This window comes from Methylobacterium sp. R2-1, from assembly GCF_014191355.1.
Lineage (GTDB): Bacteria > Pseudomonadota > Alphaproteobacteria > Rhizobiales > Beijerinckiaceae > Methylobacterium.
The window spans coordinates 109753-133171 of the sequence record NZ_JACHWM010000018.1 but is presented as its reverse complement, the minus strand read 5'-3'; the positions used below and the strand labels follow the sequence as shown (position 1 = coordinate 133171).

Sequence of the window (23419 nt, the reverse complement as noted above, 5' to 3'; positions counted from 1 at the left end):
ACGATGAGCACGACCGACCCGGAGCGCGACGAGAACGAGCTGCTGCTGCCGTGGTACGCCACCGGCCGTCTTCGCCCGTCAGAGAACTCCCGCATCGAAGCTGCGCTCGCGCGTGATCCGGAACTCGCGCGAAGGCTCGGTCTCGCTGAAGGCGAGCGGGACGAGGCAGTGGCCGTCAACGAAAGCCTCGGCGCGCCATCGATGAAGGCCCGCGACGACCTGTTCGCGCGCATCGACGCAGACCTCGCGGCGCGGGAGCAAAGTCCCCGTGGCTGGCTGCGGCGTATCGGCGAGAGGTTGGCGCGCCTGCCGCCTCCGATGCTGGCCGGGTCGGCTCTCGCTGCCTGTCTCCTGCTCCTGCTGCAGGCGGGTCTGCTGACGGGCGCGTGGCTGGGTGGTTCGAAGACGACCTACGAGACAGCTTCCCATGGTGGGAGCGGGCCCCCGGCGGGCGGCGCCTTTATCCTCGTCGCCTTCGCGCCGGCGTCCACGGCGGCGCAGATCACGGAAGCCCTCGCGGAGACCGGGTTATCCATTGTGGACGGGCCCCGTGCCGGTGGCATCTATCGCCTTCGTCTCCGTGAGAGAGCGGACGTCCAGGATAACCTGGATGCCGTCCTCGGCCGGCTGCGCGCGAGGTCCGGCTTGGTCGTTCTCGCGGTGCCCGAAACGGCGCCGGTTCGCTGAACAGAGGAGGCCGCGATGCATGTCGCCTTGATCCTCGCGTGCTTGACACTGGTCGCACAGGCCCAGCCCATGCGCGGCGTGCCGCTCGCGATCGAGAGCTGGTGGGTGGTGCTCGGCTCCTTCGACAACAGCGGCGGGTCCGGCAGCCGCGCCGCGGATGCATCCGTTGCCAGGACGCGGCGGCAGGCGCAGACCTGCGGAGAGAGGCCCGTCAACGACCTCTCGGAAAAGTCCTCTGGGTTCGTGCCCGGCTTCGACGTCTCGGTGCTTGGCGCTTACCCAACCCGCGCGGGCCGAGACCGCCTTGTCCCGAGTAGGTTCCTGCGTACCGTGAGCCTATCTCCGGCGTGCGCGATATGCCGGTGAGTGATGTGCGCCGGATGCCCGGCCGAGGTCAGCCGCTCATCGCGCCGCCGACGGGACGAAGACTTCACTCGCTTGACCGGGTAGACGGTCGAAGCCCGGAAGCGTCTCCGGCTGGCAAGACGCCGCGCTGGCCTGTCATGTAACTCTGCACGTCCTCACCTTCTCTGCCACGAGCAGCCTCGGGTTCTCCGTATCTCGGCGTAGACGGGGCCGACGATCAGCACACTTGATTCGGCCTTTGTCTTGTCATCTCGGACCCCCACAGGCAGCCATCGCCACCGGCCTTGCCCGGACATAGCCGTCAGACGTTCAACCATCGCGGGAGGCGGCCATCTCCCTCACCATGTTTCGCGTGGAAGGCGTCATAGGAGGCCAGGAACTGCGTCGCTGAGATGTCGTCGCGAACGGTCCCCAGAACGAGGAACACACCCGGGTCCACAGAGGCCCCAGGTGCGTCAAGGTGATGCTAAGGAGCGCTGGATGGGGCAGCGCCCCTGTCCTCCGGCTTTGGTTGGTCAGATCCGGCACACTTGATGAGGCCGTCCTGATATCGGTCAGTGGCAGAACCTGCGCACTACGACGTCACCGAAATCGTCAATCCAGCGACGGGCATGGCAATGTCCCCCGTAGTAGATCTTTGAGTAGCCCCAGGGGCTGAAGTGATGATGCCTGTGGCCCCAGTGAACGTGTCCAAAATGGCCGGGCCTGAACCCCGGGCCGGGGCGATGGTTCGGCCCGTGCGCGGAGGCTGCCGTCGTGCCAAACGCGCCGAGACCAACCAGAAGGACGATGCTCATCAGTTTGCGACGACCCGACATCTTCGTCTCCTGCGTTTGAGGACCATCAGCGGCCCTGACCTCCATTGGTCGCGGGAGACGGCAGCACGGTTCAAAGCGCTCGAACGAAAAAGCTGATCACGCCAGCGTGCGGCGCGGAGGCTCTATCGGAGATCGCATCGGACCCGGTGGGGATTTCCGGCTCCCTATCCCCGTTCATCACGCCTGAAGCGCCTCGCGGCCCATCTTGTCCTTGCCGACCTCCCGGAGCCGGAGGGAAGCGGCTGTGCATGTCTGAGTCTCACGTCGAAGCTCTGCTAAGCGGAGCCGCAACCCTCGACGGAAGAATGTGACGATGACCCGATTGTGGACCTCCGCCACGCTCATCGTCGCGCACCTGCTCGCCCCGGTGCGCGCCGAACCGACGATCTCGCCCGCGGCCCGGACGAGCCTGCCCGCCGACGTCGTTGCCTATCTGGACCGGCGGATGGGCTGCAACCACTGGTCCGGAGAGGATGCCTACGATGCGGCCCGCGGTCGGCAGATCGCCGCCCTCAGGACGTTGCGTTGCGAAGCCGTTGAGGCGGACGAGAAGCGGCTGCGGCGGCGCTACGGCTGCAATCCGGCGGTGCTGAAGGCGCTCGATGCGGCCGAGCATGCGGACGGCTGATCCGGCCCGGACGGTCCCTCACCCAGCCGCACGGGCGGCGGCGCTCCGGTTGCGCACCACCGAGATGAGCGCCCCGAAGATGGCCGCCGCGAGGGCGGCCATGATCACCACGAGGGTGATCGTCCGATTCCAGAGCCGATCGAGGCCGAGATCGGTGGTGACGCGGTCGGGGCGCGCCGGGTCGGCCATCACCCCTGCGCTGAAATCGCCGACATGCAGGCCGGCGAACACGTAGTTCACCCGCCGCGTCATGGTGCCGTTGGGCTGGCGCAGGCTCAGCGTCAGGTCGCAGATGTGGATCGCGATCTTGGAGCTGCACTTGCCGTCGCTGATCCGGGCATCCGCCACCGACTCGGCCGTCTCGCGGATCTGCCGATCCGAGATCAGGGCAGGCGCCGTGTAGACCGCGCAGGCGGCCAGCATGGCGCCGAGCGCCACGACGCCGAACAGCACCCAGAAGGTGGCCATCCAGCCCTGCTACGATGGCGCGGCTGAGCCGGATGCCTCATATCCGCCGGGTTGCCGCTCAGACCAACCTGTCCTGGCCGACCGGCTGGCTCGATGGCTGTGATCCGGAGCGCATCGCGTTCTGGTGCACCTTCCACCCGGGCGAGACGCGGCTCGACCGCTTCCTCGGGCGCTGCGCCGAACTCGACGCGCGCGGCATCAGTTACAGCGTCGGCATCGTGGGCAAGCGCGAGCATTTCGACGCGCTCGCGGCGCTCCGCTGGGCGCTGCGTCCCGAGATTTATCTCTGGGTGAACGCCTACCGGGACGAGGGGCGAGCTATTACCGGCCGGACGACCTCGAACGCTTACGCGCTATCGATCCGCTGTTCGACATCAACGGCACCGGAATCCGCAGCCGGGGCCGGGCCTGCGCCACGGGCGAGAGCGTGGTCAGCGTCGATGGCGATGGCGACGTCCGCCGCTGCCACGTCGTTCCGGCCCGGATCGGCAACCTCTACGACGTGGATTTCGATGCTGCCCTGACGTCACGGCCCTGCCCGCTGGCGCAGTGCCGCTGCCATGTTGGTTACGCCCACATGCCGCATCGCGGCTTCCGCGAGCTGTTTGGAGCGGGGCTGCTGGAGCGGGCGCTGCCCTTGGACACCGCGTCGGTCCCGGTTGGTTCTACGAACGCCCGACCACGCCTCGCGACGCGCAAGGTAGGAATCCCGTACAACCCATTACCATCGCTTGCGTTTTATCCCTTAGTTTGGGTTTCCCAGCGCGGAAGGAGGGCAACGGCACGGTTGTTTCAGCTCTCGGATGAAGCCTGGGCGCAGATCGAACCGCACCTGCCTCACGGTCACCCGGGCAAGCCGCGCGTGGACGACCGGCGGGTGATCAGCGGCATCCTGCATTCTGTGGCTCCGGTAACTGTCCATGCGACCTAGTCGGCGGCCGAGGACCGCTGCTTCCACCTGGCGACGGGCTTCGGGTTGATTCCGCAGCGCTTCGAGAGCGCCCTCAAGCTCACTTGACGATGCTGGAACGCTCGACGGACCACCTCCGTCGCGGCCCTGCCATGAAGAACTTGGCGCATAGCGCATCCCTCCACTCCAGCGTGAAGGATGCACCATCAAACTCTGGGATCAAACATCTAGCGCCTGTAGAAAATCTTAATAACGCGAGTAGTTTTACTATCTGGCATCCGCCCTATCTAGAACACGCGGCAGAACTGGGAGGTTATGCGATGGGCCGCCCGTCCTGAAAGCCGTTGACGAGGTAATGGTGCAGCGGGTCCATCTGCGCGGCGGCCACGTCCGGATGCGCCGTGAGGTAGGTGTTCGTCCCGAACGCGGCCGACGGATCGCGGCCCTCGCGCCAGCCGTACTGCTCGTAATGCAGCAGCGGGTTCATGCCGCTGGCCGCCACGTCGGGATTGTGCGCGAGGTAGAAGCGCGTGTCGAAATACGGGTTCGGATCGCGACCCTCGGGGGCGCCGTAGCGCAGATAGTGCGAGAAGGCGAAGCTGTCGCTCGCGACGCCGGACGACCGGGCGACCGCGGCGACGTCGGGGTTGGCGGCAAGGTAGAAGGAGGCGTCGAAGTCGCCGTAGAGGTGGTCGCCGTCTCCCGTCAGGGTGAGACCGGCGACGGTCGCGCGCCCCTCGGACCGACCGTATTGCAGGTAGTGCGCGAGCGGGTCCAGGCCGGCCGCCGCCACATCCGGGTTCACGGCAAGGTACGCCTCGGCCGAGAACGCGGGTCCGGGGCTGCGGCCCTCGTGCCGGCCATACGTGTCGTAATGGGTCAGAGGGTTCACCCCCGCCGCCGCAACGTCCGGATTTTGCGCCAGATACGCGCGCGTGTCGAAATAGGCGTTCGGGTTGCGGCCCTCGCGCCATCCGTACTGCGCGTAGTGCTGGTCGGGATCGACATGCGCGGCCCAGACGTCAGGGTTGGTCGCGACGTAGTAGAGGTCGTCGACGAGGGGCGACCCGTCCGCCTCCTGCACGGTTCCGTCCGTGAAGGTGATCGTTCGCGCCCCGGTCAGATCGGTCACGGTCCCGTCGGGCGCCGTCATCAGGTCGTGACCGTGGCTGAAGTCGAACCGGGCCTCGGTCAGGGCGAAGGTGAAGCTCGGCGCCGATTGAGGGATCGCCGACGAGGTCGCGATGTGCAGGCTGGTCCGGCTGACATTGCCGGCGGCGTCGGCGACGTCGATCGAAAAGGTGTCACCGTCCGCGGCGTAGGCGGCCGGCACGTAGCGGTAGCTGCCGTCCCCCGCGATCGACAGGGTTCCGTGACTGCCCGAGACCACGGTCTGGCCGCCAGCCGGGACAGCAAACTCCGCGCCGTTACTCCCGAAGCGGGCATCGACGACATGCAGCGCCGTCGCGTCCGTCGCCCCGGCCAGGACCGTACCCTCGGCCGGAACAAGCCCGACCTGCATGCGCGAGACGGGCTGGAGGACCGGGGCCTGGCTGTCCAGCAGGAAGCTCAGCGAACCGGCGGCCGAGACGTTGCCGGCGGCATCCGTCTGCGTGACGGAGACGGTGTGCGCGCCGTCCTTGAGCGCGCCCGGGCCGTAGACGGCGGCAGGAGCACCCCCATCGACGCGGAACGCCCAGGTCGCCCCCGGCTCCGCGTTCGGGATCGCCAGCGCGGCATCGGCGGTGATCCCGTCACCGACGATACCGGTATCATGCGCCAAGGCGAGGCTCGGCGCTTGAGGCGCGACCGTATCGACGGTGAAGACCAGGGCGGCGCTCGCCGGGCCTGTATTGCCGGCCGCATCGGTCGCCGTCGCCGTCAGGCTGTGGCTGCCCTCCGCGAGGGCGCCGAGCCCGAAGCTCCAGGTGCCGGCGGCGTCGGCCGCGGCGGTGCCGAGGCGCATCGTGCCGTCGAACACGGTGACGAGGCTGTCCGCCTCGGCAAGCCCGGTCAGCGACTGGCCGGCGGTGTTGCTTGCCGCGCCGACAGAGCCGCCCTTCACGGCGGCGTCCGCGAGCTGTGTCGGGGCCGCGGGCGCGGTCGTGTCGCCGTACGCCGTCACCCGCGTTCCGCCCTGGCCGTCGCTTGCGGCGGTGAAGGCGATGCCGTCGTAGCCGCCGCTCAGGTGCAGCGTCGCGGCGAGGGTGCTGCCGGCGGAGAGGGTCAAGGTACCGGTCGCGGCCTCGTAACGCGCGGACGTCGCTTCGCCGATCCCGCGCAGATCGATCACGTCGCCGTCCGCGCCGAAGCCCGAGATCGTGTTGGCGAAGCTGTGCCCCGCATCCGCGCCGAGGGCGGCGGAATCGAGCTGGAGCGTCTGGGCACCGGCGCTGAAGGCGATGGCTCCCGCTCCGGCCGCGCCGAGGCTCCGCAGCTCCAGGGTGCCGTCGACGAGCGTGGTGCCGCCGGAATAGCTGTTCGGCCCGGACAGGATCAGCGTTCCGGAGCCGGTCTTGCTCATCGCGCCGGGTGCCGACCCGTCGGCGATCGTCCCCAGAAGGGATTCGCTCGTCACGGCGGACCCGACCGTGATGGTGGAGGAGCCGTTCAGCGTGATGGCGTTCGCGACCGAGAGGGCGTTCGACGAGAATCCCAGCGTCGCGCCCGTCGCGATCGACAGCGCTCCGCTCCCGAGGGCGGCGCTGTCGCCGAGGAGCAGCGCGCCCGCGGCCAGGACCGTGCCGCCGGAGTAGGTGCTGGCGCCGCTCAGCACGAGGGTGCCGGGTCCCGCCAGCGTCACCGCGTTCGCACCGGTGAGCGCCACGCCGAGGCTGGCCTGGGCCGTCCCGGCAACCGACACGGTCAGGCCGCCGGCGCCGACCGTCAGCGGACCGCCGACGATCCGGTAGCCGTCGGATTGAAAGTCCAGCTTTCCGGCCGAGACCGGCCCGCCGCCGGCATCGATCGACACGGTCCCGGACGGGCCGGCGAACACGGCCGTCCCCCCATTCCACGCATCGTTCACCGTGCCGTCCGCGCGGGCCCAGGGCTCGGCCGCAGCGCCCGCGGACCAGGTCCCGTTCCCGCCGCCGATCCGGCCGTCGGCCATCGGCGAGGTTCCGTCCCAGAACTGGAGCGCGGGCACCGGCGTGTTGACCTTGAAGACGAGGAACTGCGTCTTGCCCTGCGTCGGATTGTAGTTGTCGTCACTGACGAGGACGAGGCTGTCATGGCCGTCCGGCAGCTTCGGACCGAAGCTCATACCCTCCAGATTGTCGATCTTGGTCTCGTAGGTGTTGAGGGTCGAGGCCAGCGAGGCGCCGTCTAGGATCAGCGATTTCGTGACCGGCGTGAACGGGCCGCCGGCCGAGAGATTTCGGATGTTCTGGACGTCGGTCGCGGCGCTGGTGTCGATCTCGTAGATGCGGACGCTGTTGTGCGAGACGCTCACGGGCGGCGTCGTCTGCGGCTTGCCGTCGAAGCCGCGCTCCATGATCAGGAACTTGGTGTCGCTGAGCGACAGGATCTCGGAAACGCCGCCGCTCTCCAGCTTGTAGGCGTACTGGGCGGCGACGCTGCTGTCGGGCTTGAAGCGCGTGATCCGCGTCAGGTTGCCGGTGTCGCCCGAGAGCGGCGCCTCCATCGAGACCACGTACGACCCGTTGAGCGTGAAGGTCGAGCCCTCCAGGCTGGCGTTGCTGCCTGCGCGCGTGGCGATGTTGTCCGGGACCTTGATCTGGGACCACATGCCGTCGGACGCGAGGTGGTAGATGCGCGGCGGCGTGCCCTCCGTGGTTATCCAGATCCCGTTCCCCGAGGGATCGAAGCGGATCGACTCGATGTCGTCGGGGCCGAGCCGCGTCGCACCGGTGAAGCTGAGACCGTAGCCCGGCTGGCCGGCCACGAAGTTCGCCTGGAGCGAGAAGAAGTGCCTGGGCTGGCTGTCCTTCCCGTGGTCGGATTGGGAGATGAAGGTCTTCGTCGTCGGATTGTAGTCGATCCCCGATAGGCCGCCGACGGTGTAGCCCTGGGTGGCGTAGGTGACAGGGTAGCTGGTCTGCGTCAGGTAGGTCAGGGAGGTGAGCGAGGATCGGTCGGTGAGGGCGAATGGGGCCTGGTTGTTGGCCTGTGTCGTCGGCGCCAGGGTGAGGTCAAGGCCGCCGTTCGGGTCGGCGCTCGTCACGTAGCCGTAGCCCTGCGGTGCCGCAGCCAGCTTCAGGGTGCTCGTCGACCGGCCGTCGGTGACGCCGAGAACGCCGTTGGCGTAGCTCAGCATCGCCGTGCCGGGATTGATTGCGCGCAGCGTGATGGTGTCGCCGGGCGCGAAGCCGAGGAGGGAATTGGCCAAGCTGCCGGCGGAATCGAGCTGGAGCGTCTGGGCGCCGGCGCTGAAGGTGATGGCTCCCGCTCCGGCCGCGCCGAGGCCCCGCAGTTCCAGGGTGCCGTCGACGAGCGTGGTGCCGCCGGAATAGCTGTTCGGCCCGGACAGGATCAGCGTTCCGGAGCCGGTCTTGCTCATCGCGCCGGGCGCCGACCCGTCGGCGATCGTCCCCAGAAGGGACTCGCTCGTCAGCGCGGACCCGACCGTGATGGTGGAGGAGCCGTTCAGCGTGATGGCGTTCGCGACCGAGAGGGCGTTCGACGAGAATCCCAGCGTCGCGCCCGTCGCGATCGACAGCGCCCCGCTCCCGAGGGCGGCGCTGTCGCCGAGGAGCAGCGCGCCCGCGGCCAGGACCGTGCCGCCGGAATAGGTGTTGGGCGCCGCCAGCGTGAGCTGACCGACGCCGCCCTTGGTGAGGCCACCGGCCCCGGAGACCGCGCCCGAGACGATCCCGTCGCGCGTGATGTCGATCTCAGCCGCCTCCGTCAGGACGACCGATCCCTGCGCCGTGACGGCCCCCTCGACTGCCACGCGGGCCTTGCCGATCTGGAACACGCCGAGCGGTCCGACGGCGAGATCGCCCGCGATCGTCAGAGCCGGGCCAGTCACGGACAAGGTCCCGCCCGTCACCTGCGTCGAGCCCGTGAAGGCATTGCTGCCCGTCAGGTTGATACCGCCCGCAACGAGCTGGATGCCGGCGAAGGTGTTGTCGCCCGACAGGGTGAGGACGCCGGAGCCGTCCTTGATGAGCCGGCCGACGCCGCCGATGTCGTTGCTCCAGGTCGCCGCGGCGTTGAAGCCGGCACCGGGCCGCCTGTCGTCGGCGGCCCTGGCGGCATCCATCGTGATGCTGACATCGGTATCGAAGCGGCCGTATCCGCCTGCGGCCCGGTAGAGGTCGAGGCGGGCCCAGCCGTTGCCGTTGTCCATGACCACGCCGGACGGGAGCGCGGTGGTGCGCAACACCTCGGCGATTTGATCGAGGCTGAGATAAGGCAGACGGGTGGCCAGAAGGTAGGGGGCCTCGGCCGGAACGGCCATGGGTTGGTCGGTCGCCCCGACGCTGGGAAGGCCGAAGGTCATCCGGCGCTCCCAATCGGCCTCGTTGGCGGCCGGATCGCTGAAGCGGTCCGTCGGCCCGCTCGCGGCCTGTTCGGCGATGGTGTTGGGCTCGCTGCCCGCCGGCGTCGCTTTAGAGATCGCGGCGATCATCGCCGTGCGCACGGAAACCGCCGTGTTGGCGATCGCCTGGCTGGTTGATGGCGAGAGGCTGGGGCTCAGAAGCCGGGCCGTGTTCCACTCGGCGACCATGCGGCCGGCGACGATATCGAGCGGATAATGGACGCCGTTGACGATGCGATGTTCGCCGTACTCGCTCGCGCGGGTCAGGATCTCCTGATACCGCTCGGGGAAGATGTAGGCGAGGTAGAGGGATTCCGCGAACCCCTTGGTGGTGTGACCGCTCGGGAGCGAACCGCCGCTGCCTGCGACGAGGGGCTTGATGCTCTTGTCCACCACGAAGGGGCGCGGATAAGCGAAGTAGTTCTTTGCGGTCGCTGACTGGACATTGGCCGAGTCGTTGATGGTCCAGCCGTATCCGTCCGCATTGCCGTAGGGCATTCCTCTGACGCCGAGGCCGCCGAGCGCCGGTCCGGCGATGCCCGACGTCGCATAGGTCGTATCGTCGGCGATAGCCGCCTTCCGGTCGGCCGCCGTGCTGGCCGCTATGATGTCTTTGACGGTCTGCAAGCTCTTGGCGAGGATGTCCGGACGATTGGTCCGGATGTCGGTGAACCCGCTCAGGAGCGCATTGACGCTGCCGGTGCTCGGCTGAAGCGAACTCGTCATAAAGTCTCACCCCGATATCGGTTTATCTTCGCCGACTAAGCAAAGAAGACTGATGATGCCGCAGGCGCGGCCCCTATTAGCAATGGCGGCCGCATCTATACTAGATAAAAAACCGGAATTTCAAGTCGCGCTTCAACGGGTGCTGCAGCGGATCAGGCCGATCCCTCGGTGAAGGTCCGCACAGGCGAGCCCCGGATCGGCCCTCAACGTCACGTGCCTGGCCATACGATGGCCGGCTTCCAGGAGGTGGTCCGGTGTCGAAGTTCGTGCAGGGTCGGCCACTGCTCCACGGGTACTTTGGCCGGCGGCGCCAAGCGCAGGGGCAGGCCAAGGCGAAGGCTGAGGGCCGCCACAAGGGCTGTGCGGAGGACGTGGAGCGCAGCCGCGGAATCGCGGTAAAGGCTTGTTTTGGTCGCAGATCCAAGCCGCTACCGGCTGCAGCCACGCGACTATCTCAAGAATCGTGAGGTGCCCTTTGTGCGATGCGGCACTACAGGCGCCTAATAGGACCCACGTGTTGCATCGCCGGCGCCGTTGCGAAGTCTTAGCCGTTGCTCTGGGTGCCAAGCAATTGCGCAGATAACTTCCCGCATGGCACCCAGCCCTTCAGGTTGCGTGACACTGTTAAGCGCTGAGCAATTTTAAGCTGTGGTGACGCAATGCGTGGATTGGCATGGCGTGCTATCGCAGTCTGCGCGATGTTGCGGAGCCTAGAGGCTTGCGCTCGAGCCGACATTGGCTCTCTGATAGACGCTCAGAAGCGGACGATACACCTTCCTTACGTGCGAACTGCAACAAACTGTATTGCTCGCTCTCTGCTTATGGTCCCTGTCTCAGTTCACTTGGCAAAGCAAGGCCAGTGGGCCGATGCGTTGCTATCGCTGCCGAAGGGGCATTGTGGCGCAGAAATCAATACGCTGATCAGCACGCATGATCAGCTTTATGGGGCCGGGACCGGGCAGACGTTTTTCTGGTCCATACATCAGAGATCTACCGCGGGCACCCGGCACTTGGCTGAGGGGCAAGTTCGAGCGGCTCGCTGCCGCTGAAGCCCGGGAGATAGCCGCTAAGCAGTAGGAGACTGGAGGGCAAGAAGCCGCGAAACGAGCCGGTCTTGAAGAGGCGGACAGTGTCGCGACGCTCTACCGAGACAAGAGGTACGAATGCACAACGAACCAGATCGTGAAGCTCGTATCATTATCAGAGGGCGCCGAGGTGCTCGCCACGGCTGCGATGACGATCTGCAATGAGGAAATTTCAAACGCGGTGCGAGCAGGGACATTCAGCGCCAGCTCAGCGCGTCAAACCGGCTGAGAGAGCCGAAGATCACACCCAACTTGATTCAAAAAGACTAACGATTTGAGGGGGGTTAGGTTGGCGCACCCGACACGATTCGAACGTGTGACCTTTGCCTTCGGAGGATTAGTGTTCAGGATTTTCGCGTAATTGCCCAAGCTTTCCTGTGGTTGCTAAACCTCTGTCCTGCCTTGTGAAATCCGCAGAATCGGCTTTTCCCTCGTTTGCGGCGGACGGCGGCGATTTGCTTCCGCGTGCTTCCGCAGTGCTTCCGCAGCGCCAGGGGACGGGGGATGCCGAGGATCACAAAGCGGCTCGTCGAGGCCGCCGAGCCAAATGGCCGGGACTATTTCATCTGGTGCGACGAGCTGCCGGGCTTTGGTGTCCGGATCTTTGCTTCTGGCCGACGCAGCTACCTCGTCCAGTACCGGGCCAACGGGCGAAGCCGGAGGGCGACGCTCGGCCTGCACGGCGCCCTGACGGCGGACGAGGCGCGTCGCGAGGCCAAAGCGCTCCTCGGCCAGGTGGCACGCGGGGAGGATCCCGCAGAGGAGCGCGCCACGCGTCGGGCCTCAATGAACATCGCCGAGCTCTGCGACCGCTACCTTGAGGCCGCCGACATAGGGCTGATCATGGGCAAGCGCGGCGTCGCCAAGAAAGCGTCCACCCTCTACGTCGATCGCGGCCGCATCGAACGACACATCAAGCCACTGCTCGGCAGGCGCCGCGTCGTCGAGCTGACTCAGTCGGACGTGCGGCGCTTCGTTCGCGACGTGCAAGCCGGCAAGACCGCCGACGTGGTCAAGACTGGCTTCCGAGGCAAAGCAGTGGTCGAGGGCGGCCCCGGCACCGCGGCACGCACTGCCGGACTCCTCGGCGGCATCCTCAGCTTTGCGATCGGCGAGGGCATCATCACAGTCAACCCGGCGGCCGGAGTGAAGAAGCCCGCCGACTGCAAGCGCACCCGCCGTCTTTCCCTTAAAGAGTTCGCCACCCTCGGCCGGGTGCTGCAGGAGGCGGAGGACAGCCGGGACGAGCGATGGCAGGCCGTGGCTGGCGTCCGGCTCCTGGCTCTCACCGGCTGCCGCCTGGGCGAGGTGGTGAAGCTGCGCTTGTCCGAGGTAGATCGGGTCGAGTCCTGCCTGCGGCTCGAGGACAGCAAGGAAGGCGCCTCCGTCCGGCCGATCGGCAAGGCGGCGGTCGCGGTGCTAAACTCCCTGCCGAGGGAGACCGCTTCCCCCTTCGTGCTGCCCGCGGCACGCGGTTCCGGATCGTTCGTCAGCCTCCCCGACGCGTTGGAGCGGATCGTCGCCCGCGCCGGCCTGGAGGGCGTCACAGCCCACACCTTGCGCCATTCCTTCGCCTCGGTGGCAGGGGACCTCGGCTTCAGCGACTCAACGATCGGCGCGATGCTCGGTCACGCCGGCAGCACCGTAACCAGCCGATACGTCCACCACCTCGATGCGGTGCTGCTCGCCGCGGCGGATCGCGTGGCGGCGGCGATCTCTGTAGCAATTGGAGGAGAGCGAAATGATGCTCAATGCTGATTTAACATTGCAGCAACGATCGGACGCGAAACGGCATAAGAGTAGGCACTCGCGCCGCGTGCCCCCGTTATGTGAGGGATACGGATAAACTGCGTCGTCTCCGACCGAGCTATACCTTGAGCGGGCGGATGAGCGTCCACTCCGCCGGGAAGCGAATCCAGTACCCACCACCAAAGGGCAAGGCCGCAGACAATTACCCCGTCAGGCTGAATTCTCTGAAGTTGCTGCGGAAAAGCTGCGCGGCCAGCTGCCCATTGTTGATTTGAAGGGCGCGCTTTGTGTGCCAGCATGTCGGGAACGAAGTTATAGAACGCTACAGAGTGCCAGAACTCATAGTTTTCTCTATCATCCCAGCGCTCACGAGTTATTCCTGTAGAAAGATGAGATAGACGCTTAAAGAAAACATAAGATGAATCGATCGCCAGTGCTTCAACTACTTCATTTGTGAAGCTTGGATTGGGGACACCAACGGCTTCTGGATTGTGCGTGTAATGACTTTCGCCCAGTAGCAGCAACCGAAATCCACTCAAACTATTATGCCGGTTGCCATAGTTTTTCCCTATCCATGGATCGAACATATTAATATTTCCTACTCGGATCGATTTGCCATTTGCGCGGCCTAATGATCTGCGTCCCTGTACAATCAACGTCAGCGAAGTTGACTGAATTTGATACGAGGGGACCCTAGGTGGATTCCAGAATTTCAATCGAGCTTACGGCCACGCCGGATGGGCGGAGACTCCGGATAGACGAAACGACTTGATACCCACCCTTCGACGTTCTCATAGCGGACAAATACCCAGCCGCTGTTGCGGTCGCCGAGGGGGACGATGCCGCGACCGTCCGGGGGGATGACACCGACGATGCGGGCGCCCGTGGTCGGGTACTCACGCACGTTGAGGACGTCGTTGGGGGCCGTGTCGATGACGCGAAGCGTCTGCTGAGCCATGGCCGCGCCCGGCACGCCGAGCATCAGCATCAGCCCCAAGACCCCATCTCGAATCGACATCTGCGCCCGCTCCCATCCTGTAGAAAAGCAGCTTAGCAGGAAGTCAGGCTTCTGCAGCCATGAAGGGTTGACCCGCGTTGGCTAGAGCACGATTGACAGCCTCGATCGCCAGCAAAACCCGCGTCAGCTCCTCGGCCATCGAGACGGGTGCGAGGTCGATCGCGCCCACCCGGTGAGCGATCGCGTTCAGCTGCCGCGCGAGAGATTCCAAGCCTCAGATTGCAATCGGGAATTCTGGGGCAGTGGTGACGCCCGCGGCACTGAGTGCTTGATGGCGTTTAGCGAGCGTCTCCTGATATTCCTGCGCCTCGACATCTTTGATGAAAGGGGCCGCGGGCGCCAGTCTCTTGACCGCAATCTCTACTTCGTCGATCGAAGCCCGAAAAAATTCTTTCCGATAGTTCTGAGCATTGACGCGAGTCTTCTCGAACTCTGCATGCAGCGACCGCTCCAGCGCTGGAGCATCATCGCTGTAAATGATCGCGTGTGTGTCGAACGTGAAGGGCACGCTTGCATCCCCAAGCTCTCTCACCCGATCTAGGGGGTCGAGCCGGCGGGTCAGGCCAATTTTGACCACGTCCTTCCCGAATGAGCCGACATTCGAGATGATGTAGACGTAGCCGGAGCGGGTGCGTTCGGCCAACGCTTGAGCACGCTCCACTTTCGCATGCGCCTCAGCGAGATCGCCCTCAAGCATTCTGATCTGGCCGGTGAGGGCTTCCAGCTTCGCTCCGCTGGCCTTGTTCGCATCAGCGGTAGCCTTGGCCAGCAACCTTTGATACCGCGCCTCGGCTTCCTCGGCTGCTTCTATGTCGCGAAGCAGCTTTTGCTCCTCACGCGAGGCTCTCGCAGCCTCGGCCCGCTCGTCCTTCTCCGCTTTGAGCTTTTCTCGCAGCTCATGGGTTAGGAAGAGTTCCTTAAACTTCAGGGCCGCGTACTCACCAGCTATGACAACATGATTGGACTCGTTTAATTTGTTGACCTGATCCCTGGCCCTCTCAATACGCTTTTCCATCGCGTTGACGTTGTTCCAGCGAGTGTTCGCAATGGCAGCGTCGCACTCACCGTTGAAGGCCCGAAGCGTGAGCTTGATGGCCCGATTCGTCATGGTTCGCCCTTTGGCCTCGCTGCCATCGACGGACCATTGAATGCTGCAAGTGACCGCCGTCCCTGCTGAGATCATGGCCTTTTGCCAGCTTCGCACGTCCTCAATCTGTGCTTTATATTGCTCACTATCAGCAAAGTCGAAGTGAGGCTCGTACACGCCCATTTCAGCGAAAGCCAAGCGCTCGTCGAATATCGCTACTTCCCTCGCGAGACGATCATAGACGGCTCGCTTCTCTTTGTATTGAGCGCGAGTACGTTCAACTTCGGAAGCAAGGCGTACCGCTTCATGCTCTAGGCTGCTGACGATTGCTTCCGCGCCAACAATGCTGGCGTAGCGCGCCTCGATTGTCTGATATTTGGTAGCTAGTTCTTCTGTGCTCGCGCGCTGCTTGGCGGCCTCCTCCTGAACTCGTTGTAGTTCAGCGTCTGCATCTATGACGCCAGAAAATCTTCTAAGCATTGCCGCGGCTGCTCGACGCTGTTTCAGCAACAGCAGCGCAGCCGTAACGGCCGCTATGAGGCAGACGATGAAGACCACCGCGATCGTGACTAGAACCACCGCCTCGACGTGCATCTGAATCGCCCTGGCCGAAGAAAATCCGACCTCAGGATGCCATCAAGGCTGGGCTGTGTCTTTGCCGCTGTGCCGCCTTGCGCAGCCGTACGCCCGGCCCCTCGCCGTTTTCCTCTATGAAGATGACGCGGCCCCTTCAGGGCGACCACCTATCAACCAAATCAGCTGCGTCGGAAGCCGCTTAAGAACCGCGTGAGGCCGGCGAGGGCGCCATCGTCTTCAGATTCAGGATCCGCTGTTTCAGGTGCGGCCTCGCCTCGGTTCAAGCGCTTACCAGCCTCATGCAGAACCTCTTCCACCAAAGACGGCCATGGCACGCCGTGCTCCTGCAACAGCCAGGCGGCGTTCACGAGGGCGTTGAACTGCTCCTACGGTATCGGCCTATTCGTGATCTGCGCTTCGAGGATGCGATCGGCCATCAAAGTTGCCCGTCGCGCGACCTCGCCGAGTTTGTCGGACTGTCCCTCAGCGCTAGCGTCGGTCATTTTAGATAGCCCTTCGCCTTCAAGTGCTCGGTGAGGAGCTTTTCAAGAAAGCTCGACATCGAACGAGTGTCATCCTTGGCGGCCCGCTCCGCCGCTGCCTTCACCTCCGGCGGAAGCCGGAGCGAGACTGGAAGGCTCTTTGGCGCGGTGGAGGGTGGGCGACCCATAACGTCCATTAAATGTAGTTGACTCGACGACTGACTACATTTAATCACAAAAACAGGCCGAGCGGAAGCGCCAACCTCCAGCTCGGCCCTGACCACGCACGTCGAGGGACGACGCATCATGGCTACCCGTTATTCTACAGCACCGGCACGCGCCGGTGAACGGCTTCGCTCGCCTTCCGCGCTCTATGCGCGGCAATCACCGCACCTCGAGATTGATGAGGCCGCGCCCGGTTCGATCGAGCCCTGGCAGGCCGTCGCGCCGGTCCGGCCAGACACAGCGCATGTTCGAGCTCTGCGCTTCCTCGACCTCGGCGGCGAGATGATCTCCGCCCTCGTCGTCGTTGCCGGAGGCGTATTCGCCTACGGCTTCGTGCGGATCGGGTGAGGGAGGCAGATCATGGGCCAGAGAGCCACTATCTCACAGGCAGCTCAGGCACTGGACCTCAGCGGCCGGGCCGCATCGGCACGCGAGAGCGCTGCTCGGCATCTGCCCAGCAAGGCAGAAGCAGCCCAATTCGCGGATCCGCAGGCATATGCCGATGGCTTCGACTTCTCGCCGTTCACCACTGCCGACATGGCGTTCATCTACAAAATCGCCAGGGACACGGCGGACTTCTGGCGGCACGTCGCGAACATGCCTCGATGCAACGAGCCAAGCGAGTGGGCGGGGATCCCGCGCCCGACTACACTCGGCCGATTTGCGGATTTCGAATGCGAACGGCTCGGGTTCTTGAGCGATCGGTGCGTGCAAGAGCTTTCCCGGCGCAAGCCGGCCGATGACGACGAGCGGGATCACATCCTCTGCACCCAGATCCTTCACGAGATCGAATGCAGCGGCCGCATCGATCGTCGGGACGCACCCACTCTCCTCATAGAAGCGCTGAAGGCCTGGGGCTGAGCCATGACGAACCTTGTTCGCTTTCCTGGCGGTCGCCGCATCCCGGCTGCCACCATCCCACGAGCCGAGTTCGAGCGGCTGGCCGAACTCGCCCTCGACGTCGTCGACCGCATTGTACTGCTGCTCGACCAGGCCGATGGCGATTCAGACTTCGAGGACGGCGGCGATGCTGAGCCGTCTCTCGCAGCTCCTGTGGGCGGCCCGTCACAACGCGCCTGGGCCTCGGGTGGCGATAGAGATCTGAAGGGGACATAGAAAGCCATTGCATCTTGTCTGCTTGACAAGTTGCGCCGCCAGTGTCCTAGATGTCGCACCTTGTCAGACTGACCAGATACGGGCACGCCATGCCAGACCTCAGCCGCACCCAATTTTGCGGACTCACCTCCCACTCTCCCGATGCGTTGGCTTCCCTTTCCCGGCGCAGCCAACTTCCCTTCTCCATTGATCAGAAAGCCTCCGGCCGCGGCTACACCGTGTTCGAGGCCTTCCTGACCATCGTCGCCCATGAGTTCGGCGAGGGGCACGGGGTGAACATCACACGGGCGGCAGAGATCACGGGTGCACTGCCCGAGGCACTGGCGCCGAATTGGAGCCGGGTCGTCGAGACTGGTCTCGCACTCGCGGGTGGTACTGGCGAAAAGGTCGAAGAGATCATGTGCGGTCGCTACTATGTGGCCGGCATCAATCCGCCCCGGCCCCTGGCGGGTACGGATCTCGAGATCAGCCAGGAACTCGCGGCCTTGGACAAGCCCGTGATCCGCAGCATCCGCTCCAGCGCCAGCCGGAGCCTCGCGCTGCTGATCAACCGGGCCAACCGGCTGAACATCGAAATCCCGGACGACTTTTGGACGGTGCCGTTCAGCTACCGTCCACGCCCAGACGGCTGGGACCTGGCTCAGGCCAGCATGCAGAAGCTCATCGATCAGGGTGTGCACCTCGAGAACACCGCCGAGTAGGGACCGCCGAAAGCTCGGCGCTAGCTCGCCGATCCCAAAAACCTAGGAACTGCACAATGACGAGCATGGAAATGGCCCCTCCGCGGGGCCCGGCGGAGCTTTGTCCGCAGCAGACCGCAGGAAAGCCCCGGCTGCGCCGCTGGGAGGCCAGCCGGTATCTCCGCGATCGCCATGGCATCGAACTGGCGGTGTCGACCCTGGCGAAGCTCGCCTGCCTCGGCGGTGGGCCGCCCTTCCAGAAGGCCGGTCGCGTGCCGCTCTACCCGGTCGATCTCCTCGACGCTTGGGCCACGGCACGTCTCGGCCGGATTGTCCACTCGACCTCGGAGGATGGGCATGCCTGAGAGTCGCATTCGTCCCACGTCGTGGCATCCGCCTAGCCGCATCCGCTCCCCCCAGAAGGCCGTGCTTCCCCTCATTGCTGTGATCGACCGCGAGGGCCGGGTCACCGGTGTCTTCGCCGGCCGCACCGCTGCGCGCACCTTCCTGCACGGGGGCCGGGCATGAGTGAAGTTGATGTCTTCCGGAACATCGCGGCCCACCTCGAGGCCGACGCCGAGCCGGTCAGCAACCGCGAAGAGGCGATCACCCAGCTGTCCGAGATGACCGTGGCGAGCGCACGGTACTTGGCCGAGTCCATCTTCCTGAAGCTCCGGACCGAGCCGGGATGGACGCATGATCAGGCCCGGGCACTCGTTGAGCGGACGCTCGACGGTCATGCTCGTGCCACCGCAGAGACCTTCCACGGTCTCGCGGCTCCGCTTGAGATGGCGCTGCAGGTCGGCGAGGCAGCGTTCGAGGCCTTCCGCAGCCGGATGGTCGAGCTCGCTATCAGTCAGGGTGATGGAGGCGCGGCATGACCGATCTCCGCACCGTTGCCACCGTGCGCAAGAACAACATGGAGGAGGTTCGCGTCTCCGTGTCGACTGGCGGCCGGTATCCCCTCGTCGACATGCGGGTGTTCTCGACCACCGGCATCAAGCGCGGAGAGCCAACAGCGACCCGGGCCGGCATCTGCGTGCCTCGCGATCAGCTTCCGGCCCTGATCAAAGCTCTGCAGGCTGCGGAGCGAGAGGTGTCGCGATGACGGCGTTGACCACCACCGCCGAGCCTCTGCTGCCACATGCACTCGACTCCGAGCAGGCGCTGCTTGGCGCAATCCTCATCAACGGCGACGCGATCGACGCGGCCCGGCAGCATGTCCAGCCCGCCGATTTCGTCGAGGCCGTCAACGGGCAGATCTTCGAGGCGATGTGCGCCCGCCGCGATGCAGGTGAGCCGATCGACCGCCGGATGATGCTCGCGGTGCTCGGCAACGCCGACCTCGGCGGCGTGACGGTCGGAGCCTACCTTGGGCGGCTGGTGACGGAGGCGACTACAGTCATCAATGCGCCCGGCTACGCGCGTGCAATCGCCCAGGCCGCGCGGATGCGGAAAGTCTTAGAGACTGCGCAGGAGGCCGTCACCGCCATGACGGACGGCGCAGTTCGCGACCCGGCCGCCCATGCCGCCCACATGATCGAGGCGCTGGACGAGGTCGCAAGCGCAGGCCTCGCCGAGCACATGCGTCGCATTACGCTCGGCAAGAGCACAGCCGGGGTGCTCGCCCGCGTCGCCGAGACCCGGCACGGCAAGAAACGCCGCGGCGTCCCCTACGGAGTCCCGAAGCTCGATGCCGTGACCCTCGGCATGCGACCGGGCCAGTTCATCGTGCTCGCTGGCCGCCCAGCCATGGGCAAGACCCTGACCGCCCTCCACATCGCGATCGCTGCGGCGCGCTCCGGCGGCGCCGTCGGCATGTTCTCGCTGGAGATGGAGGCCGACGAGTTGTCCGAGCGCGTCCTGTCGGCGTTGGCTTACGACCCTCGTGTGCAGGAGCCGATCACTTATCGCGGCATCGCCGAGGCCAAGGGCCTGTCCGACGAGGCTCTATGGCGGCTTGAGGAAGCACAGAGGGAGGCGGCCCGCATCCCGCTCTGGATTGAGCCGCAGGCTGGCGTGACGCTGTCGCAGATTGCTTCCAGGGCCCGGCAGATGCGGCTTACGGCCGAGCGGCAGGGGCAGCCGCTCGCGGCGCTGGTCATCGATCACATTGGCCTGATCCGTCCCTCGAAGCGCTACTCGGGCAACCGGGTGCAGGAGATGACTGAGATCTCCTCGGGGCTGAAGGGCCTCGCGAAGGAACTCAGCGTGCCCGTGCTCGGCCTGTCGCAGCTCAGCCGCGAGGTCGAGCGGCGCGAGGACAAGCGGCCGATCCTATCCGATCTGCGCGATTCCGGCTCCATTGAGCAGGACGCCGATGTGGTGCTCGGGCTGTTCCGCGAAGCCTACTATTTGCAGAACAAGCCAAACCTGAGCGACGACGAGATCAACCGGCTCGCGCTGGCGCAGAACATCCTCGAGATTGAAATCTTGAAGCAGCGCGGCGGACCGACGGTTCGGATCGAGTGCTACGCCGACCTGGCCTGCAACGTGCTGGCGGAGGCCTACTGATGGTCGGCTTCTACAAGCACGACATTCCCGCTTGGATGGACGGTACCGAAGCCCTGAGCGACGGCGCATACCGCGCCTACCACGTGATCGTGCAACTCATCATGCTGAACGAGGGGCCGATCGCACTCAACGAGCGAGGTTTGGCTGGGCGTTGCAATCAGACGCTCAAGCTGTTCCTGCGTCATCTGGACGAACTGGTTAGGGCCGGAAAACTGGCCGTCGAGGAGGGTCGGATCAGCAACACGCGCGCCGCTCGCGAGCTCGAAATCGTACAAAAAAACCGAGAAAACGCAGGAAAAGGCGGTAAAATCTCAGGCCAGCGCAGAAATTCGTCCGCTGACATGGAGAATTCGCCTGCTAACTCACTGAAAAACAATGAATCAGATAGAGCGCCGCTTCATAAAATTCGAAGCCTAAAAGAGAAGAGAAGAGATAATACCCCTATAGTCCCCAAGGGGACAGAGCCGGACGGCTTCGCTGAATTCTGGGCAGCTTATCCGCGACGAGGAGGCGACAACCCCCGGAAGCCGGCCCTGCGAGCCTACGTTGCGGCGATCCGAAGAGGGGCAACCCATGCCGTGATCATGGCCAACTTGCGCCGTTACGCAGCCGATCTCGCCGAGCGCGGCAAAATCGGCAGCGAGTTCGTCGCTCAAGCCACGACTTGGTTGAACCAGGATCGCTTCGAGCCGATGGCCGGGCAGACTGATCCGCTCGGAGGACCGTCGTCGGATCCTCGCGCCTTCCTCGCCAGCCTCACCGACGACGACTGGCGGCGGCACGTGTCGGGCTGGCGCAGGACCGGCGGGCAATGGTTGCTCGCCCAGCGTACCGCTCCCCCCAACGATCCGAGGACATTGGTGCCTCAGCATATTCTCGACGAGTTCAGTCTGGGTGCCGCCCGAGATCCCCATCTGCCAGCTCTGATGACGGGGACACGGTGAAATCCGGCGCTTTGCTTCCAGACCCTCCACCCAGCCCGAGTCGCTGAATTTGCGCCATTTTCGAGTTCCGAACTGCCAGTTGGAGTGCGTACCCATGCAGCCCTATGCTGGCGTCAGCGCCGCTACCGACGGTCGCTCACACTGCCTCGCCGAGGCCGGCCGCGGCCGATGCCTGATCCCGTTCGATCGTCGGGAAGGTCTGACGACGGCGGAAGCGGCTGCGCGCGCTAATCGCACCGAACGCACGATCCGCATGTGGTGCCGGGACCTTGATATCGGCCGCCGCGTCGCTGGTGGTCCGTGGATGGTGTCTCGGGTGGCACTGGCCATGCACCTGAACGACGACGCGCCGGCGCTGCGCATCTACCTCGCCGGCGATCGCACTAGCCCGGCCGTCGGCGCATACTTCGCGGCCGAAGGTCTCGGCGATCTCGTTGAACGCTGGCGAACCTGCACCGCCTGAACGTCGCGGAAATGGCGACGTATCGGAGGACCGTGATCCACCCGACATTGGCCCGGTAAGGTTCAACCCCTGAGGCACCATGTCGAGCCGCACCATCTATGACGTCCGCATCGCTGCGCGTCTCCCCCGCGAGATGCCGGACCTAATCTCCACCGCCGCATCGCGCATCTTCATCTCTCCGTCGGCCTACGTCCGGCAGGCGCTCGCGGAGAAGCTGCAGCGCGACGGCTTCAGCATCCCTGCTGCGGACATCACCTCGAAGCAGGCGGCCTGACGATGGCGAAGCTTAAGCAGATCCCTGCTGGCAGCTCGCTCGAGACCGAGCTCGCCGGCCTTCACACCACCCACGGCAATCTTCGGGGTCGGCAAACGGCTCTTGCCGCCGACCTTGAGCAGGCTGTCGCCCGCCGCCGCGAGGCGCTGATCCAGGGCGCCGATGCCGCCGCCATCGCCGAGGCCGAGCGGGCCTGCCGCGATATCGAAGGTACGGCCGCCGGCATCGCCGATGCCCTCGCCGAGGTCGAGCGCCGGATCGCCGCGACGGAGCAGCGGATCGAAACCGAGCGTCAGACGGCCGAGATCGAAGCGATCGCCGCAGGGCTGGAGCGGAACGCAATCGAGATCCAGAAGGCCGGCGACCGCCTCGCCAAGGCGCTGGCCGAGGTCGCCAAGGCGCATACCGGCCTCGCGATCACGATCAGCGGCGCTGCGGCCGGTCAGTTCGATCCGGTCAACGGCCCGGCCGGTCCCCTCGCGATCGCCAGCAACGTGCTGCTGCACGGGCTGGTACAGGCGATGCCCGGCCTGGAGATCCGCGCCGAGCTCAAGCCCTGGTCGACGTACAGTGCGCCTTCCCAGGTTGAGGGCGCCGACCCGATCCGCATCGCCGCCGAGTTCGGTGAGCGTCTGCGCGAGACCGCCGGCAAGGTGCGAGCTCGCGAGATCGGGCACGAGCTGCCCGTCGGCGAGGACTATGCCGAACCGGTGCCCTTCGACCTCGCCGAGATGCAGATCTACGTCATCGCGCCGTTCTCGTATCACCGTCGGGCGAACGCTCCGACGATGGTCACCTCCCCGGTCACCCTGGTGCCCTGGCCCGTGGCCGAGCGGGCGATCGAGCTCGGTGTCGCCGCATCGTCCGAGACGCCGGAGTGGCTCCGGGCTCGAAAGACCGACGCGGGCAGCGCCGACGCCACGACCACCCCCCATGGCTGGGGCAATGTGGTCGACATCGAGTTCGACCTCGCCGCGTGGCTGACCGACCAGCGCGCCGCCGCCTGACCCGAGATCGCCGGAGGGTGTCCTTCCCCTTCGGTGACGCGCCCGCGGATGGTCACCCGGCTTCGGTCGGGGCCGCGGGCGCCCTCCCAT

24 protein-coding genes and 1 pseudogene are annotated in these 23419 nt (G+C 65.4%); 19 read left to right on the top strand and 6 right to left on the bottom strand.

Going from position 1 to position 23419, the window contains the following annotated elements; all coding sequences use genetic code 11:
* Nucleotides 1-3 precede the first annotated feature (3 nt).
* From FHU13_RS23085 to FHU13_RS23075, 3 genes are all read left to right on the top strand, one after another.
* Nucleotides 4-687: a hypothetical protein gene (locus tag FHU13_RS23085; RefSeq protein WP_183438181.1), complete on the top strand. Its 684-nt coding sequence runs from the start codon at nucleotides 4-6 to the stop codon at nucleotides 685-687.
* A 15-nt stretch (nucleotides 688-702) separates the two neighbouring features.
* On the top strand, nucleotides 703-1053 hold the full coding sequence (locus FHU13_RS23080) for a hypothetical protein (RefSeq protein WP_183438180.1): 351 nt from the start codon (nucleotides 703-705) through the stop codon (nucleotides 1051-1053).
* Between the two features lie 1131 nt (nucleotides 1054-2184).
* A complete protein-coding gene (locus FHU13_RS23075) occupies nucleotides 2185-2499 on the top strand; it encodes a hypothetical protein (RefSeq protein WP_183438179.1) in 315 nt (104 codons plus the stop codon).
* 18 nt (nucleotides 2500-2517) lie between these two features.
* Here FHU13_RS23075 and FHU13_RS23070 read toward each other — a convergent pair whose 3' ends face one another.
* Entirely contained in the window at nucleotides 2518-2967 is a 450-nt protein-coding gene (locus FHU13_RS23070) for a hypothetical protein (protein WP_183438178.1), read from the bottom strand.
* A gap of 32 nt (nucleotides 2968-2999) precedes the next feature.
* On the opposite strand from FHU13_RS23070, the gene FHU13_RS23065 reads away from it, so the two are divergent.
* Nucleotides 3000-3491, top strand: coding sequence for a hypothetical protein (locus FHU13_RS23065; protein ID WP_183438177.1), 492 nt, complete (start codon nucleotides 3000-3002; stop codon nucleotides 3489-3491).
* A 263-nt stretch (nucleotides 3492-3754) separates the two neighbouring features.
* Nucleotides 3755-3865: pseudogene (locus FHU13_RS27410) on the top strand (transposase); the annotation flags it as partial.
* 325 nt (nucleotides 3866-4190) lie between these two features.
* Here the strand turns inward: FHU13_RS27410 and FHU13_RS23055 are convergent.
* Nucleotides 4191-10109, bottom strand: a complete 5919-nt coding sequence (locus FHU13_RS23055; protein ID WP_183438175.1) for an esterase-like activity of phytase family protein — start codon at nucleotides 10107-10109, stop codon at nucleotides 4191-4193.
* Nucleotides 10110-11698: 1589 nt separating this feature from the next.
* Here FHU13_RS23055 and FHU13_RS23050 point away from each other — a divergent pair.
* Nucleotides 11699-12952, top strand: coding sequence for a site-specific integrase (locus FHU13_RS23050; protein ID WP_183438174.1), 1254 nt, complete (start codon nucleotides 11699-11701; stop codon nucleotides 12950-12952).
* Here the strand turns inward: FHU13_RS23050 and FHU13_RS23045 are convergent.
* The 4 genes from FHU13_RS23045 to FHU13_RS23035 all read right to left on the bottom strand — a co-directional run bounded on the left by FHU13_RS23045 (nucleotide 12943) and on the right by FHU13_RS23035 (nucleotide 15642).
* Entirely contained in the window at nucleotides 12943-13530 is a 588-nt protein-coding gene (locus FHU13_RS23045; RefSeq protein ID WP_183438173.1) for a hypothetical protein, read from the bottom strand. The two genes, FHU13_RS23050 and FHU13_RS23045, sit on opposite strands and share 10 nt — an antisense overlap.
* Nucleotides 13531-13655: 125 nt before the next feature.
* The gene (locus FHU13_RS23040) at nucleotides 13656-13931 is read right to left on the bottom strand and encodes an SH3 domain-containing protein (RefSeq protein ID WP_246714817.1); all 276 of its coding nucleotides are present in this window, start codon (nucleotides 13929-13931) and stop codon (nucleotides 13656-13658) included.
* Nucleotides 13932-14004: 73 nt separating this feature from the next.
* Nucleotides 14005-14172: a hypothetical protein gene (locus FHU13_RS27405; protein WP_210287803.1), complete on the bottom strand. Its 168-nt coding sequence runs from the start codon at nucleotides 14170-14172 to the stop codon at nucleotides 14005-14007.
* Nucleotides 14173-14175: 3 nt separating this feature from the next.
* Nucleotides 14176-15642, bottom strand: coding sequence for a DUF4041 domain-containing protein (locus FHU13_RS23035; protein WP_183438171.1), 1467 nt, complete (start codon nucleotides 15640-15642; stop codon nucleotides 14176-14178).
* 770 nt (nucleotides 15643-16412) lie between these two features.
* Here FHU13_RS23035 and FHU13_RS23030 point away from each other — a divergent pair.
* From FHU13_RS23030 to FHU13_RS22970, 13 genes are all read left to right on the top strand, one after another.
* Nucleotides 16413-16679: a hypothetical protein gene (locus FHU13_RS23030; RefSeq protein ID WP_183438170.1), complete on the top strand. Its 267-nt coding sequence runs from the start codon at nucleotides 16413-16415 to the stop codon at nucleotides 16677-16679.
* A gap of 12 nt (nucleotides 16680-16691) precedes the next feature.
* Nucleotides 16692-17192: a hypothetical protein gene (locus tag FHU13_RS23025; RefSeq protein ID WP_183438169.1), complete on the top strand. Its 501-nt coding sequence runs from the start codon at nucleotides 16692-16694 to the stop codon at nucleotides 17190-17192.
* A 3-nt stretch (nucleotides 17193-17195) separates the two neighbouring features.
* Entirely contained in the window at nucleotides 17196-17447 is a 252-nt protein-coding gene (locus FHU13_RS23020; RefSeq protein ID WP_183438168.1) for a hypothetical protein, read from the top strand.
* An 89-nt stretch (nucleotides 17448-17536) separates the two neighbouring features.
* Entirely contained in the window at nucleotides 17537-18148 is a 612-nt protein-coding gene (locus FHU13_RS23015; protein WP_183438167.1) for a hypothetical protein, read from the top strand.
* Nucleotides 18149-18219: 71 nt separating this feature from the next.
* Nucleotides 18220-18492 (top strand): hypothetical protein, encoded by a 273-nt coding sequence (locus tag FHU13_RS23010; protein WP_183438166.1) that lies wholly within the window; start codon nucleotides 18220-18222, stop codon nucleotides 18490-18492.
* Nucleotides 18485-18655, top strand: coding sequence for a hypothetical protein (locus FHU13_RS23005; RefSeq protein WP_183438165.1), 171 nt, complete (start codon nucleotides 18485-18487; stop codon nucleotides 18653-18655). Before FHU13_RS23010 ends, FHU13_RS23005 begins: the two co-directional genes overlap by 8 nt.
* Nucleotides 18652-19008, top strand: a complete 357-nt coding sequence (locus FHU13_RS23000) for a hypothetical protein (RefSeq protein WP_183438164.1) — start codon at nucleotides 18652-18654, stop codon at nucleotides 19006-19008. The genes FHU13_RS23005 and FHU13_RS23000 overlap by 4 nt, the downstream gene beginning before the upstream one ends.
* On the top strand, nucleotides 19005-19235 hold the full coding sequence (locus FHU13_RS22995) for a transcriptional coactivator p15/PC4 family protein (RefSeq protein ID WP_183438163.1): 231 nt from the start codon (nucleotides 19005-19007) through the stop codon (nucleotides 19233-19235). Before FHU13_RS23000 ends, FHU13_RS22995 begins: the two co-directional genes overlap by 4 nt.
* The gene (locus FHU13_RS22990; RefSeq protein ID WP_183438162.1) at nucleotides 19232-20641 is read left to right on the top strand and encodes a replicative DNA helicase; all 1410 of its coding nucleotides are present in this window, start codon (nucleotides 19232-19234) and stop codon (nucleotides 20639-20641) included. The genes FHU13_RS22995 and FHU13_RS22990 overlap by 4 nt, the downstream gene beginning before the upstream one ends.
* Complete coding sequence (locus FHU13_RS22985) at nucleotides 20641-21585, top strand: DUF1376 domain-containing protein (RefSeq protein WP_183438161.1); 945 nt, start codon at nucleotides 20641-20643, stop codon at nucleotides 21583-21585. The genes FHU13_RS22990 and FHU13_RS22985 overlap by 1 nt, the downstream gene beginning before the upstream one ends.
* A 94-nt stretch (nucleotides 21586-21679) precedes the next feature.
* Nucleotides 21680-22048: a hypothetical protein gene (locus tag FHU13_RS22980; protein ID WP_246714811.1), complete on the top strand. Its 369-nt coding sequence runs from the start codon at nucleotides 21680-21682 to the stop codon at nucleotides 22046-22048.
* Between the two features lie 79 nt (nucleotides 22049-22127).
* Entirely contained in the window at nucleotides 22128-22322 is a 195-nt protein-coding gene (locus FHU13_RS22975; protein WP_183438160.1) for a hypothetical protein, read from the top strand.
* Between the two features lie 2 nt (nucleotides 22323-22324).
* Nucleotides 22325-23329 (top strand): hypothetical protein, encoded by a 1005-nt coding sequence (locus FHU13_RS22970; protein WP_183438159.1) that lies wholly within the window; start codon nucleotides 22325-22327, stop codon nucleotides 23327-23329.
* Nucleotides 23330-23419 lie beyond the last annotated feature (90 nt).